This is a genomic window from Methylobacterium iners (genome assembly GCF_022179305.1).
Classification (GTDB): Bacteria; Pseudomonadota; Alphaproteobacteria; order Rhizobiales; family Beijerinckiaceae; genus Methylobacterium; species Methylobacterium iners.
Genome location: NZ_BPQP01000061.1, coordinates 1 through 14,371, shown reverse-complemented (window position 1 = coordinate 14,371; position 14,371 = coordinate 1). Strand labels below are relative to the sequence as shown.

Below are 14,371 nucleotides of genomic sequence, written 5' to 3'. Positions count from 1 at the left end.
CAGGTGAGCGCGATGAAGATCAGGACGGGCTTCGAGATCGCCTTCGAATCGGTTGCGCCGACGCCCATGATCCTGGCGCTCAGCCTGCATCCTGCGCGGATGCCGGACCTGCTCACGCCGCAGACGATCCGGTTCGATCCCTGGATCCCGGCGGTCGATTACCGGGACGGCTACGACAACATCTGCACGCGCATCGTGACGCCGCCCGGCCTGCTCACGATCTCGGCCGACTTCACGATCCAGGACTCCGGCGCGCCCGACCCCTATGCTCCCGAGGCCCGGCAGATCCCGGTGCAGGATCTGCCCGACGAGACCCTCCTCTACCTGCTGGGCAGCCGCTACTGCGACACCGACAAGCTCTCCGAGACCGCGTGGTCGCTGTTCGGCGGGACGGAGATGGGCTGGGGCCGCGTCCAGGCAATCGTCGACTACGTCCACGAGCGCATCCGCTTCGATTACATGAGCGCCGATGCGACCCGCACGGCCTGGGACGGCTTCACGCAGCGCCACGGCGTCTGCCGCGACTTCGCGCATCTCGCGGTCGCGTTCTGCCGCTGCATGAACATCCCGGCGCGCTACTGCACGGGCTATCTCGGCGATATCGGCGTGCCGCGCTCCCCCGATCCGATGGATTTCTCCGCCTGGTTCGAGGTCTACCTGGAGGGCGGCTGGTACACCTTCGATGCCCGCCACAACACGCCGCGCATCGGGCGCATCCTGATGGCGCGGGGCCGCGATGCCACCGACGTCGCGATCACCACGAATTTCGGCTACGCCCACCTCGCCCGCTTCGAGGTGCACACCGACGAGGTCGCCTGACCGGGGGTGGGATCGCGTGCGCTTCCGCATGTGCGAGGGAGCGCGAAATCTGCGATCGAGCGTGGAACCAGCCGCCTATGCCTACGCTTGTATAGCAAAGGTTACGGCAGAGATTGAAGGTTCCACCATGAAGACCTTGGCGACCGCCCTCGCGGGCATTCTCGGTGCTTGCGTCCTCCTCAACACCCCCGTGAAGGCCAATCCTTGGGGCGCGACCGACGCCGAGGACTACTACGCCGATCAGGGCGACGACCGCCCGATCTACCAGCCCTATGGCGGCCAGACCTATGGCGGCAGCCAAGCCTACGGCAGCCAGGCCGCGCCGCAGGTCGCGCCGATCCCGCGCGAGATCGTCTCCTTCAACGCCGGCTACAAGCCCGGCACCATCGTGGTCTCGACGGAAGAGCGGCGCCTCTACTACGTGCTGCCGGGCGGCGAGGCGATCCGCTACGGCGTCGGCGTCGGCCGTCCCGGCTTCACCTGGTCGGGCACCAAGCCCATCACCGCCAAGCGCGAATGGCCGTCCTGGACGCCGCCCGCCGCCATGCTCGCCCGCCGGCCCGACCTGCCGCGCTACATGGCCGGCGGCGTCGAGAACCCGCTGGGCGCCCGCGCCCTCTACATCGGCAACACCGAGTACCGCATCCACGGCTCGAACGAGCCGGACACGATCGGCCAGGCGGTGTCCTCCGGCTGCATCCGCATGACCAACGAGGACGTGACCGACCTCTACGACCGCGTGAAGGTCGGGGCCAAGGTCGTGGTCCTCAACTAAACGCCTTCCCCCGCGACGGCCGAGGGCCGCGCCATCCCGGATGGCGCGGCCCTTCGTGTTTCTCGACGCGCGGTACCTGCCGTCGGGCCTAGGGAACGACCCGGCCCACCGCCGTCTGCGGCCCGTTGAACGGTGCGATCGGCATGTCGCAGTAGCATCGGGTGCCGAGCGGCCTCGGCCCGGGAAGCGGGCAGGAGAAAGGCTGCAGGCCCGCGAGCCCGGATTGCACGGCGTCGCAGTTGAGCCCGACCGACCGGCCACGCGGCGGCCCGCGGCGCTCGTCGTAGCCGCGGGGCGGCGGGCGATCGTAGTCCTCGTCGTCATATTGCGCTGCGGCGCCCTGCGCCCCGATGGCGCCGAACAGGATCAGGGCCGCGAGGCCGGCTCGATAGGCAGGTCGCATGGCGGTTCGTCTTCCTCGGACATCCTCCGCTGCCCGGCACCAAGCCCGGAGCGGGGCGCCACCGTTAGGAGACGGGCAAGCCCGAAACAAGGCGGGCGGCATGCGCGAAGGCCCGCCCCGCGTCAGGCGGGACGGGCCTTCGATCGTCACGGATCTGGCCTGCGCGTGAGGCGCGCAGCTCAGGAATTGGTGGCGTTCCGGGCTGCCTGCTCGGCGTCGGCCTGGCTCTGGCGGATGGCTTCGTTGCCCTGCTCCATCGCCTTGCGGGCGTGCTCGGCGTTCTCCTGCATGGCAGTCTTGGCCTTCTCGGCGCCCTGCTGGATCGCGTTCTGCGCGAGGCCGCCGAACTCCTTGGCCTGGGCCTGGATCGCGGCGAACTGATTGCGCACGAACTCGGCCTGGTGCTGCATCGCCTCCTGCACGTCGCGCGAGCGGACGAGCTTCTGGGCGAGATCGAAGGCCGCGTTCACGTTCTGCTCGGCGAACTCGAAGCCGCGGGTGGAAACGTCCTGGGCGTTGGTGCGGGCCGCCTCGGCCGATCCCTGGACGGTGTCGGCGGTCCGGCGGGCCGCGCCGAGGAACGAATCGAAGGCCTTGCGCGCCTGGTCGACGCTCTTCTCGGCAAAATCACGCATCTCTGCAGGGACTTCGTAGGTCGGGGTGCTGCTCATCGCCGTCTCCTCTGACTTGCTTGTTGATGCCGCGTTGTGCGGTGCACAATAACACGCCATCCGCTCTATGCCACTGTCTGCCGCGGCATTAGGCTTAACAAGCGGTAAACGTGTGGCAGCGATGTCAAGTGTCCACATCGGGCAGCGCTTTTGGCCTATACGAGGCCGTGATCCCGCCGATTCATCGGGTGAAATGGATTGGAATGTCGGAAAGCGGGGCTGAAAACGGGTTCGTCGGGGGTGAGGCGACGCTCGACGCGGTTTGCCGGCGCCTCGACGGGGATGCGCGGTTCGGCCCGATCCTGCGGGGACCGGCGCCGGTCGTGTTGGTGCTCGACGCGGAGGCCCGCCGCGTGCTCGGCGGGTCTGGGGCCGCGCGCGACCTCCTGCGCATCGTGGCCGGGCCCGATGGGCGTCTGCAGCCCGCGCTTCGGCTCGAGGCGCAGCTCGGGCGGTCGGGAGGGACCGACGCGCCTTCGACCCTCGTTCGCCTTCAGTTCGATCCCCGCCGCCTCGGCCCGCCGACGACTTGCCTCCTCGCGAGGACGCGCCTGGAGGATGGCAGCGTCGCGATCGTGCTGGCCCTGACGGGCGCCGCACCCAGGCTGCGGCGGCTTCCGCCCCTTGCCGAGCCTGCGGCCGTCGAGGCGCCGCCGGCACGGGAGGAAGCCGTCGAGGCGCCGGAGCTGCCGGCAGGGCCGGTGCCGCGCTTCGTCTGGCGGACCGATGGAGACGGGCGCCTCGATCAGGTCTCCGGACCGGCCGGGCCCGCCATGCAGGCAATTCTCGCCGGCCAATCCTGGGCGGCGCTCTCGGCGGGCGGCACGCTGATCGATGCGGGTGGGCTGCTCGCGGCGCTCGCCGAGCGGCGGACCTTCCGCGCCATTCCCCTCACCCTTCGTCGCCCGGGGAACGCCGGGTTCTTCGATCTCGAACTGTCCGGGGCGCCCCTGTCCCGGGCCGAGCGCGATTTCACCGGCTACGGGGGTTTCGGGCTCGTGCGCCCCTCGACCTTCGCCGAAGAGTCGGTCCTGCCGGCGGTCGCCCCGCGGGACGAGCGGGCCGATCCCGTCGAGGCCGAGGCGATCCCGCCAGAGGGTGAGGATCCCGCTTCTCCCGGCGACGGGGAGCGAGACGCGGTCCCGGTCGTCGCCGAGGCGGCGGAGGACGTCCCGGACGAGGGGGAGTCGAGCGCGGACAGGCCGAGCCAGGACGCTCCGAGGGCGGACTTCATGCCGGAGGATGCGCCCGAGCGCGCGCCCGCGGCCATGGGCCCGCCGGAGGAGACCCGCCTCTCCGGCAACGAGCACGCGGCCTTCCGGGAGATCGCGCGGGCGCTCGGCGTGCGCTTCGCCGGCGACGAGGTCCCGGAGGAGCGGGCGACGCGCGAGCCGCAAGCGGGGGCGGTGATGCCCTTCCCCGCCGCGACGCGGCCGGTCGATGCGGCCGCTGACCCGGATGCCGCGCTCGCCGCCACCCTCGACCGGCTGCCCACGGGATTGCTGATCTATCGGGACGGGACGGCGCTGTTCGCCAATCGCAGCCTGCTCGATCTCGCGCGGTTCGCGGACCTCCCGGCCCTCGAGGATGCGGGCGGGCTCGCGCGGCTCTTCAACGGGCTCGTGCCTCACGAGCGGCCCTCGGACGACGCGCTCGCCGTGATGACGACCCGCGAGGGCGCGAGCCTCAACGTCGATTTGCAATGTGCCGGGCTCGACTGGCAGGGCGCGCCGGCGCGGCTGCTGCTCGTGCGGGAGGCGACCTGGACCGAGCCGGCCGAGCAGCTGGCCGCCGCCCGGGTAGCGCAGGAATTCGCCGACCGGCGTGCGGCCGACGCGCTCGCGGTGCTCGACGCGCTGGACGAGGGCATCGTCACCCTCGACGGGAACGGCCGCATCCTCGGCGTCAACCGCAGCGCGGCCTCGACCTTCGGCCTCGATCCCCGCGAGGTCGTGGGCGGCAGCGTCATGGACCTGTTCGCGCCCGAGAGCGCGGTCGCGGTCCTCGCGATCCTTCACGCGGTGCCCGGCGCCGCGCCGTCCGATCCGGTAATCGGCCGCGGCCGCAACGGCCCCGTGGCCCTGCGTCTCCAAGTGTCGCCTCTCCGGGACGGCGACCCGACGCTGCTCGCCCGGCTCACCCCCGCCGAATCGCCCGAGCGCGCCGGCGAGGAGGTCGCGGAGGCGCGACGGGCCGCGATGACGGCGAGCGCCCGGAAATCCGAGTTCCTGGCCTGGGTCAGCCACGAGGTCCGCACGCCCGTCAGCAGCATCCTGGGCTTCGCCGACGTGATGCTGATGGGCCAGTTCGGGGAGCTCGGCAACGAGCGCTACCGGAGCTACCTGCGCGACATCCGCAGCTCCGGCGAGCACGTGCTCAACCTCGTCAACGACCTTCTCGACCTCGCCCGGATCGAGGCCGGCCATCTCGACCTCGCCCGCACGGAGATCTCCCTGAACGAGATCGTGTCGCGCTGCGTCGCGCTGATGCAGCCGCAGGCGGCGCGCCAGCGCATCCTCATCCGCACGAGCTTCTCCAACGACGTCGGGCACTTCGTCGCCGACGAGCGCTCCGTGCACCAGGCCGTGCTCAACGTGATCGCGAACGCGCTGCGGCTCACGGAGCCCGGCGGCCAGGTCATCGTGGCGACGACGCTCGCCGATCGCGGCGAGATCGCCCTGCGGGTGCGCGACACCGGTGCCGGCATGACCCCGGAGGAGGTCGAGACCGCCCTCGAACCCTTCCGTCGGATCGATGCCCAGGTCTCCTCTCCGGAGAGCGGCACGGGCTTGGGCCTGCCGCTGACCAAGGCCCTGGTCGAGGCCAATCAGGGCCGCTTCCGGATCAGCAGCCGCAAGGCCGAGGGCACCCTCGTCGAGATGCTGTTCCCGGCACCCCAGGCCCTGCGCGCCTGACTGTCCCCAGGGCCGCAGCCCTTCGGTCGAGCCTCCCCTCGTCCCGGCTCCGACGATCTGGCATGATCGGGGCAGCCGGGAGGAGGGAGGCATGATGTCGATCCGCGCGCTGCGCCTCGCGGCGCTCTGCGTCGCGCTCCTGCACGCCGGAAGCGCGGTGGCGGCCGAGCCGATCGTGCTCTCGCTCCTGACCAACCGCACGGGGCCGTCCTCCGCCGTCGGCGCCCGCGTCGCCAACGGCATGCGCGATTACCTCGAGATGCTGAACCAGCGCGACGGCGGCATCGGCGGCACGCGGGTGCAGGTCGAGGAATGCGAGGTGGCCTCGGACCTAGAGCGCGGGCTCGCCTGCTACGAGGCGGCGCGCAAGGCCGGGGCGGTGCTCGTCAGCCCGCCCGACCGGGCCCTGACCCGGGCCCTGGTCGAGCCCTCGGCGCGGGACCGCATTCCCCTGCTCTCGCTCGCCGACGGCTTCCCCATCGGCACGCGCGGCGACGTGATGCCCTGGGTGTTCAACCCCTCCGCCTGGGTGCTGGGCGGCCTCACCATCACGGTGAGCTACCTCGCCGAGAAGGCGGGCGGGCTCGGGGAGCTCAAGGACCTCTCGATCGGGCTCGCCTACAGCACGGGTGCCGATCCCGCGGCGCTGGCCACCCTGCGCGATCTGGCAGCGCGCTACGGCTTCGCCACGCCCCTCTTCGCCCTGGAGGAGACCGAGCGCGACGACGAGGTCTGGGAGCGCATCGGGCGCCAGCCCCCGAACCACCTCATCCTGCTCGGCCAGGGCGTCCAGGCCGGGATCTCCGTCGAGCGGGCGCTCAAGGTCGGCTTTCCCGCCGACCGGCTGATCGCCCTGCGCTGGCCCGACGAGGCGGTGCTGCGCAAGGCGGGGTCGGCGGGACGGGGCTTCAAGGAGATCAGCCGCCACGCCTTCGGCGACGCCTTCCCGGCCTTCGACGAGATCGACCTCCACGTCGTCGACCGCGGTCTCTCGAGAACTCCCAAGACCGGATCCGGCGAGACCCACTACAATCGCGGCATCTACAACGCCGTTCTCCTGGCTGAGGCGATCCGGAACGCGCAGCGGCGCGGGGCGCCGGGCGCGCTGAAGGGTGAGGATCTGCGGCGCGGCCTCGAGACCCTTTCCATCGACGACGTGCGCTGGAAGGAGCTCGGCCTCTCGGGCTTCGCCCGCGCCGTGGCCTTCACCTGCATGGATCATGGCGGGCACCCGCCGGGCTTCGTGCAGGTCTGGGACGGGGCGAAATGGCTCCCCGCCGCGGGCCCCATCCCGCAGATGAGCGAGGCGGTCGACGCCCGCCTGGACCAGGTCGTGGCCGAGTTCCTTGGCGCCAATCCGGGATGGCCGGCGCGGGCCGAACCCTGCGACCAGCCGCCGACCTGAGGAGGGCGGGCAAGGTCTTCCGTAGCCGGCGACGCCTGGTTTCAAATAAATCTATTGACCGTCGAAAATCTGGTTCAAATCCCGCTTGCCCAGCGTATCTGCCTGCGACTAAGAACGTTTCTGGGAAGTCCCGGCTGCGCGCAACGCCGCGATACGATCGGACACCAACAGGGAAAACGCCATGGACGAGAAGGTGGTCGAAGTGCCTGCCGCGTGGAGCGAGGGCGCTCATGTCGACGACGCCAAGTACCGCGCGATGTATGACGCTTCCGTTGCTGATCCGGCGGCTTTCTGGGGCGAGCAGGGCAGGCGGATCGACTGGTCGACACCATACACGACGGTGAAGAACACCAGCTTCGCGCCGGGCCAGGTCTCGATCAAATGGTTCGAGGACGGGCGCACCAACGTCGCCCACAATTGCATCGACCGCCACCTCGCGACGCGCGGCGATCAGGTCGCGATCATCTGGGAAGGCGACGACCCCAACGAATCCAAGCACATCACCTACAGGCAGCTCCACTCGGAGGTCTGCCGCTGGGCCAACGTCCTGCGCAACCGCGGCGTCGCCAAGGGCGACCGGGTCACGCTCTACCTGCCGATGATTCCGGAAGCTGCCTACGCGATGCTGGCCTGCGCCCGGCTCGGCGCGATCCATTCGATCGTGTTCGGCGGCTTCTCGCCGGACTCACTCGCCGGTCGCATCGAGGGCTGCGGCTCGCGGCTCGTGATCACCGCCGACGAGGGTCTGCGCGGCGGCCGCAAGGTCCCGCTCAAGGCCAATGTGGACGCGGCCATCGGCCGGCTCGGCAGTCAGGCCGTCGACCATGTCGTCGTCGTGCGCCGCACCGGCTCGGCCGTGGCGATGGAGCCCGGCCGCGACGTCTATTACGACGAGGCCGCGGCCCAGGTCACCGACGAGTGCCCGGCCGAGCCCGTCGAGGCGGAGCACCCGCTCTTCATCCTCTACACCTCGGGCTCGACCGGCCAGCCGAAGGGCGTCGTCCACACCACCGGCGGCTACCTCGTCTACGCCTCGATGACCCACCAATACGTCTTCGATTACCGCGAGGGCGAGGTCTATTGGTGCACGGCCGATGTAGGCTGGGTCACGGGCCACAGCTACATCGTCTACGGTCCGCTCGCCAACGGCGCCACGACCCTGATGTTCGAGGGCATCCCGACCTATCCCACGAACTCGCGGTTCTGGGACGTCGTCGACAAGCACAAGGTCAACATCTTCTACACCGCGCCCACCGCCATCCGCTCGCTGATGGGCGGCGGCGAGGGGCCGGTGAAGAAGACCTCGCGCGCATCGCTCCGCGTGCTCGGCTCCGTCGGCGAGCCGATCAACCCGGAGGCCTGGGACTGGTACTACCGGGTCGTGGGCGACTCGCGCTGCCCCATCGTCGACACCTGGTGGCAGACCGAGACCGGCGGCATCCTGATCACCCCGCTGCCCGGCGCGACCAGGCTCAAGCCCGGCTCGGCGACCCGGCCGTTCTTCGGCGTGCAGCCCCTCATCGTCGATGCCGAGGGCAAGACGCTCGAGGGTCCCTGCGAGGGCAACCTCTGCATCAAGGATTCCTGGCCCGGCCAGATGCGCACGGTCTACGGCGACCACGAGCGCTTCGAGCAGACCTACTTCTCGACCTATCCGAACCTCTACTTCACCGGCGACGGCTGCCGGCGCGATGCCGACGGCTATTACTGGATCACGGGCCGGGTCGACGACGTCATCAACGTCTCGGGCCACCGCATGGGCACGGCCGAGGTCGAATCCTCGCTCGTCGCGCATCCGAAGGTCTCGGAAGCGGCGGTCGTCGGCTACCCCCACAACCTCAAGGGCCAGGGCATCTACGCCTACGTCACCCTGATGGAGGGCGAGCAGGGCTCGGACGAGCTGCGCAAGGAGCTCGTGACCTGGGTCCGCAAGGATATCGGGCCGATCGCCTCGCCCGACCTGATCCAGTTCGCGCCGGGCCTGCCCAAGACCCGCTCGGGCAAGATCATGCGCCGCATCCTGCGCAAGATCGCCGAGGACGAGTTCTCGTCGCTGGGCGACACCTCAACGCTCGCGGAGCCCGCGGTCGTCGATGACCTGATCGAGAATCGGCAGAACCGGACGCATTGATCCGGGCCCACCGCTTCACGCTCCGAAGCCGCCGAAAGCGCGGCGCGGACCCGACTTCACCCCACACGAAGCTTCAGCGATCCGTCCAGAGAGGATCGCCCACGAACGGAGGAACGCCCAGATGGCCGTAGGAACCACAGTGCCGATCGCCGACGAGGCGGCGCGGCCGATGAGCGCCGGAGAGAAGAAGGTCATCCTGGCCTCCTCCCTCGGCACCGTCTTCGAATGGTACGACTTCTATCTCTACGGCTCGCTCGCCGCGATCATCGGCGCGCAGTTCTTCTCGGCCTATCCGGAAGCCACGCGCAACGTCTTCGCGCTCCTCGCCTTCGCCGCCGGCTTCCTGGTGCGCCCCTTCGGCGCCCTGGTGTTCGGCCGGCTCGGCGACATGGTCGGCCGGAAATACACCTTCCTCGTGACGATCTTGATCATGGGCGTGTCGACCTTCGTCGTCGGCCTGCTGCCCTCCTACGCGACGATGAACGAGTACGGCGTCGGCTGGGTCGCACCGGTCGCCCTCCTCGCGCTACGCATGCTGCAGGGCCTCGCGCTCGGCGGCGAGTACGGCGGCGCCGCGGTCTACGTGGCCGAGCACGCCCCCCGGGGACGGCGCGGCTTCTACACCGCCTTCATCCAGACCACCGCGACGCTGGGCCTGCTGCTCTCGCTCATGGTGATCCTGTTCACGCAGATCTACGTGAACGCGAACTACGCGCCCGTCGTCGTCACCGCCGCCGACGGCACGACCTCGACCCTGACGCCCTTCGCCTCCTGGGGCTGGCGCATTCCGTTCCTGGTCTCGATCGTGCTGCTCGGCATCTCGGTCTGGATCCGGCTGCAGATGCAGGAGAGCCCGGCCTTCAAGAAGATGAAGGAAGAGGGCACCGGCTCGAAGGCGCCGCTCTCGGAGGCCTTCGGCCAGTGGCGCAACGCCAAGTGGGCGCTCTTCGCCCTGCTCGGCCTCGTCGCCGGCCAGGCCGTCGTCTGGTACACGGGCCAGTTCTACGCGCTGTTCTTCCTCCAGACGATCCTGAAGGTCGACCAGTTCACGGCGAACGTGCTCATCGCCTGGTCGCTCATCCTCGGCACCGGCGGGTTCCTGTTCTTCGGCTCGCTCTCCGACCGGATCGGCCGCAAGCCGATCATCCTCGGCGGATGCGTCATCGCGGCGCTCACCTTCTTCCCGCTGTTCAAGGCGCTGACCGCGGCGGCCAACCCCGCCCTCTACGCGGCCCAGCAGAACACGCAGGTGGTGGTCAAGGCCGACCCGGCGGATTGCTCCTTCCAGTTCAATCCGGTCGGAACCGCCAAGTTCACCAACACCTGCGACATCGCCAAGGCGCTGCTCGCACGGAGCGCCGTGAACTACCGCACGGAGGACGCGCCGGCGGGCAGCAAGGCGATCGTCAACATCGCCGGCAAGGACTTCGCCGCCGGCGAGCCGACCTTCGCCAAGGATGTCAGCGCGGCGCTCACCGCGTCGGGCTACCCGGCGGCGACCGACCCGGGGATCGTGAAGATCGCGATCGATCCCAAGGACGGCCTGTCGAACTTCGCCAAGGTGATCGACATCTTCTCCGCGCAGAAGCTGACGATCATCGGCATCCTGACGATCCTCGTCCTCTACGTGACGATGGTCTACGGGCCGATCGCGGCGGCGCTGGTGGAGCTCTTCCCCACCCGTATCCGCTACACCTCGATGTCGCTGCCCTACCACATCGGCAATGGCTGGTTCGGCGGCCTCCTGCCCGCCACCGCCTTCGCGATGGTGGCCCAGACCGGCGACATCTATTTCGGCCTCTGGTACCCGATCGTCATCGCGCTCGCGACGGCGGTGATCGGGGCGATCTTCGTCCCCGAGACGAAGGATCGCGACATCTTCACCTACGACGACGCGCCCGCGCGCTGAGCCGAAGGTTCGAGACGGACGACGAGGAGGGCCCCGCCGAAAGGCGGGGCCCTTAGCGTTCAGAGCGGGAGGATCGGCGGCTTTCCGCATCGCGCAAACGGCGTGGATGACGGGGGGCGGCATGGCCCGGAGCCGCGCAGGATTCCGGGATCGCCCGCGAGAGTCGTCCCGCAGATTCCCTTGCCAGACATCGCCCGCTCCCATGAACGGGAGGGCCGGACGTCAGACGAGGCGAGGATTCCGCAAGGATGGGGGCCTGTGGCTCGTGCGCGAGATCAGACCGGACGCCGCGAACTCGAGTCTTCGTCGTCCCCGAGAAGCGGAAACGCGATCGCGTCCTCGTCGCGTCCCCGTCGGCACATCCTGCGCGACCAGGTTGCGGATCGCGTGTTGCTGAACGCCGTAAGTCGACGGCATTCGACCCGAACGCTCGCGGTCGAGCCTTCGTCTTTCGAATACATCCTCGCCACGGAGGCTAGACGCGCCGGCGCTCCACGCAGCATCCAAATACAATTCTCTGACTTGCGAACTATTTCAGAGAATTGGAGGCTATGACCGGCGTTTTCATTAGAAATTTCTAAAACGACGAATGTATTGTCTTGCATAGACACGCGCGTTACAGGTTCTCCCGCAAACCAGCGCAGCGATGTTGGGCGATCGCACTTTCGTGATCACCCAACATCAGTCGATACATTGCTGTCAGGGGGAAAATATGGGTCGCATTTTCGACGATACTCTGGCATTTCGTCCGGGTTATTACGGGCGTGGCGAGGAAGTTTCTTTCCTCACCCACTCCTTCAACGTCTCGCGTCCCGGCACCGCCCGCGCGGTCGCGGACGATTACCGCGACGCCCTGCCGGACACGACGGCGCCCTTCGGCACGCTCGCTCCGGGCGGACGGGTCACCGGCAGCATCGAGACGGCCGGCGACCGGGACGTGTTCGCCATCACGCTCGCCGCGGGCCAGACCTACACCTTCGGGCTCAACCGCGCCGCGACCGCGGGGCTCGCCGATCCCGTGCTGAGCCTGCAGAACGCGAACGGCACGACCCTCGCGAGCAACGACGATTTCGGCGGCTCGCGCAATTCCCAGATCACCTACACGGCGGCGACGTCGGGCACCTTTCTACCTGACGGCGGCGGGCTACCAGTCGGGCACGGGCGCCTACACGCTGTCGGCGACGGCGCGGAACCCGACCGCGCCGACCACCCCGGCGGACGACTTCCGCGACAGCCTGACGGACACCACCGCGCCGTTCGGCACCCTGACGGCAGGTGCGTCGACCGGCGGTCGGATCGAGGCAGGGGGTGATGCCGACCTGTTCGCCCTCGCCGTGACCGCCGGCCAGACCTACACGATCAACCTGAACGCCGCGACGAGCGGCGGGCTGGCCGATCCGGTCCTGCGCCTGCTCAACGGCAACGGCGGCCAGATCGCTGTCAACGACGATTTCGGCGGCGGGCGCAATTCCCAGATCACCTACACGGCGACCACGACCGGGACCGTCTATCTCGAAGCCAAGGGCTATCAGAGCGGAACGGGCAACTACACCCTGTCGGCGCGGAGCAGCGCGCCGCCGGCCCCGACCGACGATTTCCGCGACAGCCTGGCCGACACGACCGCCCCGCTCGGGACGCTCAACGTCGGCGCGGCGGCGAGCGGCCGGATCGAGACCGGCGGCGACACCGACCTCTTCGCGATCTCGCTGGTCGCCGGCCAGAGCTACACCTTCGGCCTGACGCCCGGCGCCGGCGGCCGCCTCGCCGATCCGGCGCTTCGGCTGCTGAACGGCGCCGGCACGCAGCTGGCGGCGAACAACGATTTCGGCGGCACGCTGAATTCGCAGATCAGCTTCACCGCCTCGACCAGCGGGACCTACTACCTGGAAGCCGACGGCGCCTCCGCGACGGGAACGGGGACCTATTCGCTCAGCGCGGCGAACGTCACCGCCCCGCCGCCGCCCACCGCCGGGGCCTTCGACATCCAGATCCGCTACACGGGCGATGCCGCCTACCAGAGCCTGTTCGATCAGGCCGCGGCGCGCTGGGAAGAGGTGATCACCGCCGACCTGCCGAACTTCACGTCGTCCCGGTTCGGCACGATCGACGATCTGCTGATCGATGCGAGCGTCACGAGCATCGACGGGAGCGGCGGCACCCTGGGTCAGGCCGGCCCCGACGAGCTCCGTCCGGCCTCGGCCGGCGGCTTGCCGACGCATGGGATCATGCAGTTCGACTCGGCCGACGTCGCCGCGCTCGCCGGGAACGGCAGCTTGCTCGGCGTCATCCTTCACGAGATGGGCCATGTCCTCGGCCTCGGGACGCTCTGGGAGCGTGCCGGCCTCACCGCGGGCACCAACCAGTACGACGGGGCCGCTGCGCTCGCCGAGTACCGGGTCCTGACCGGAGGGAACGAGACCTTCATCCCGCTCGAGAACGATGGCGGGCCCGGCACCGCCGGCGGCCATTGGGAGGAGGACATCTTCCGCAGCGAGCTGATGACGGGCTTCGCCAGCGGCGGCCTCGAGATGAGCCGGATGACGATCGCCTCGCTCCAGGACCTCGGCTACGGCGTCAACCTGGCGGAAGCCGATCCCTACGCGCTGCCGGGCCGGAGCAATACGCTCGCGCTCGTACAGGACGACCCGATCTGGGGCGTGATGTAAGGCCGCGACGCGCTTCCCTCCCCCTTGTGGGGAGGGATCGAGGGTGGGGGTGGCTGGGTGACCCTGCCGCTCACCAGGCGGAACCACCCCCACCTCCAACTCCTCCCCACAAGGGGGAGGAGAGCCGCGCGAGCCAACCGGTCCAATCGACCGGAAGCGGCATCAGGCGTCCCGCTCCAGGAGCGCCGCATGGTCAGCTTGCGTCTGCGCCGCATAGGCCAGCGCGAATTCCGCGACCGCGCGGTCGAACCCGTCCCCCGTTCCGAGATAGCCTGCGATCATGGCCGCATCCCCGGAGCGCGCATGGGCGCGGGCGAGGGTGCGCCCGCACAGGGCGGCGTAGCGCTTGGGCCCGTCCCGCGACATCATCTCGGCCACGTCGGAGAGCTTGTGGTTCTTCAGCTGCCGCACGTAGTAGGCGCGGCCGCTCGCCGGCGACCGAGCGGTGCCAAGAAAGAGGTCGCTCGCCGCCTGCATGATCCTCTGGCCCTCGACCACCCGCTCGCCGCCCGAGGCCGAGATCCTGTGTCCAGGCAGGACGAGGGGAGCCATGACGGACTCGCGCGCCTCCTTGATCTGGAGGAAGAGCGGCGCCCCGTCGGCATCCGCGTAGAGGCCGACGGCGCAGACGCGGCCGACCGAGCCGATGCCCACCACCTTGAAGGCGACGTCGCGCA

The 14,371-nt window shown here is 69.5% G+C and carries 11 protein-coding genes; 8 read left to right on the top strand and 3 right to left on the bottom strand.

The window, feature by feature from the left end:
* Positions 1-12: 12 nt before the first annotated feature.
* Both MFF55_RS18310 and MFF55_RS18305 read left to right on the top strand, forming a co-directional pair.
* Complete coding sequence (locus MFF55_RS18310) at positions 13-819, top strand: transglutaminase-like domain-containing protein (RefSeq protein ID WP_238245583.1); 807 nt, start codon at positions 13-15, stop codon at positions 817-819.
* Between the two features lie 127 nt (positions 820-946).
* On the top strand, positions 947-1,594 hold the full coding sequence (locus MFF55_RS18305) for a L,D-transpeptidase (protein WP_238245545.1): 648 nt from the start codon (positions 947-949) through the stop codon (positions 1,592-1,594).
* Between the two features lie 88 nt (positions 1,595-1,682).
* Here the strand turns inward: MFF55_RS18305 and MFF55_RS18300 are convergent, their stop codons facing one another.
* Complete coding sequence (locus MFF55_RS18300) at positions 1,683-1,997, bottom strand: hypothetical protein (RefSeq protein ID WP_238245544.1); 315 nt, start codon at positions 1,995-1,997, stop codon at positions 1,683-1,685.
* A 179-nt stretch (positions 1,998-2,176) separates the two neighbouring features.
* The gene (locus tag MFF55_RS18295) at positions 2,177-2,668 is read right to left on the bottom strand and encodes a phasin (protein WP_238245543.1); all 492 of its coding nucleotides are present in this window, start codon (positions 2,666-2,668) and stop codon (positions 2,177-2,179) included.
* A 203-nt stretch (positions 2,669-2,871) separates the two neighbouring features.
* Between MFF55_RS18295 and MFF55_RS18290 the strand changes: the two genes are divergently transcribed.
* The 6 genes from MFF55_RS18290 (at position 2,872) to MFF55_RS18265 (ending at position 13,694) form a co-directional block, all read left to right on the top strand.
* Positions 2,872-5,583, top strand: a complete 2,712-nt coding sequence (locus tag MFF55_RS18290; protein WP_238245542.1) for an ATP-binding protein — start codon at positions 2,872-2,874, stop codon at positions 5,581-5,583.
* A 91-nt stretch (positions 5,584-5,674) separates the two neighbouring features.
* On the top strand, positions 5,675-6,988 hold the full coding sequence (locus tag MFF55_RS18285) for an ABC transporter substrate-binding protein (protein WP_238245541.1): 1,314 nt from the start codon (positions 5,675-5,677) through the stop codon (positions 6,986-6,988).
* 181 nt (positions 6,989-7,169) lie between these two features.
* Complete coding sequence (acs, locus tag MFF55_RS18280; protein WP_238245540.1) at positions 7,170-9,119, top strand: acetate--CoA ligase; 1,950 nt, start codon at positions 7,170-7,172, stop codon at positions 9,117-9,119.
* Positions 9,120-9,240: 121 nt separating this feature from the next.
* Complete coding sequence (locus MFF55_RS18275) at positions 9,241-11,028, top strand: MFS transporter (protein ID WP_238245539.1); 1,788 nt, start codon at positions 9,241-9,243, stop codon at positions 11,026-11,028.
* A 712-nt stretch (positions 11,029-11,740) separates the two neighbouring features.
* Positions 11,741-12,340, top strand: coding sequence for a PPC domain-containing protein (locus MFF55_RS18270; protein WP_238245538.1), 600 nt, complete (start codon positions 11,741-11,743; stop codon positions 12,338-12,340).
* Entirely contained in the window at positions 12,264-13,694 is a 1,431-nt protein-coding gene (locus MFF55_RS18265) for a pre-peptidase C-terminal domain-containing protein (protein ID WP_306421460.1), read from the top strand. Before MFF55_RS18270 ends, MFF55_RS18265 begins: the two co-directional genes overlap by 77 nt.
* Before the next feature lie 162 nt (positions 13,695-13,856).
* Here the strand turns inward: MFF55_RS18265 and MFF55_RS18260 are convergent.
* The coding region (locus MFF55_RS18260; RefSeq protein WP_238245536.1) for a DUF2252 family protein at positions 13,857-14,371 on the bottom strand (515 nt) is incomplete at its 5' end.

Coding starts and splice junctions, on each gene's coding strand:
- MFF55_RS18285 (WP_238245541.1), top strand. CDS start 5,675: ATGATGTCGATCCGCGCGCTGCGCCTCGCGGCGCTCTGCGTCGCGCTC.
- MFF55_RS18310 (WP_238245583.1), top strand. CDS start 13: ATGAAGATCAGGACGGGCTTCGAGATCGCCTTCGAATCGGTTGCGCCG.
- MFF55_RS18290 (WP_238245542.1), top strand. CDS start 2,872: ATGTCGGAAAGCGGGGCTGAAAACGGGTTCGTCGGGGGTGAGGCGACG.
- MFF55_RS18295 (WP_238245543.1), bottom strand. CDS start 2,668: ATGAGCAGCACCCCGACCTACGAAGTCCCTGCAGAGATGCGTGATTTT.
- MFF55_RS18270 (WP_238245538.1), top strand. CDS start 11,741: ATGGGTCGCATTTTCGACGATACTCTGGCATTTCGTCCGGGTTATTAC.
- acs (WP_238245540.1), top strand. CDS start 7,170: ATGGACGAGAAGGTGGTCGAAGTGCCTGCCGCGTGGAGCGAGGGCGCT.
- MFF55_RS18300 (WP_238245544.1), bottom strand. CDS start 1,997: ATGCGACCTGCCTATCGAGCCGGCCTCGCGGCCCTGATCCTGTTCGGC.
- MFF55_RS18305 (WP_238245545.1), top strand. CDS start 947: ATGAAGACCTTGGCGACCGCCCTCGCGGGCATTCTCGGTGCTTGCGTC.
- MFF55_RS18275 (WP_238245539.1), top strand. CDS start 9,241: ATGGCCGTAGGAACCACAGTGCCGATCGCCGACGAGGCGGCGCGGCCG.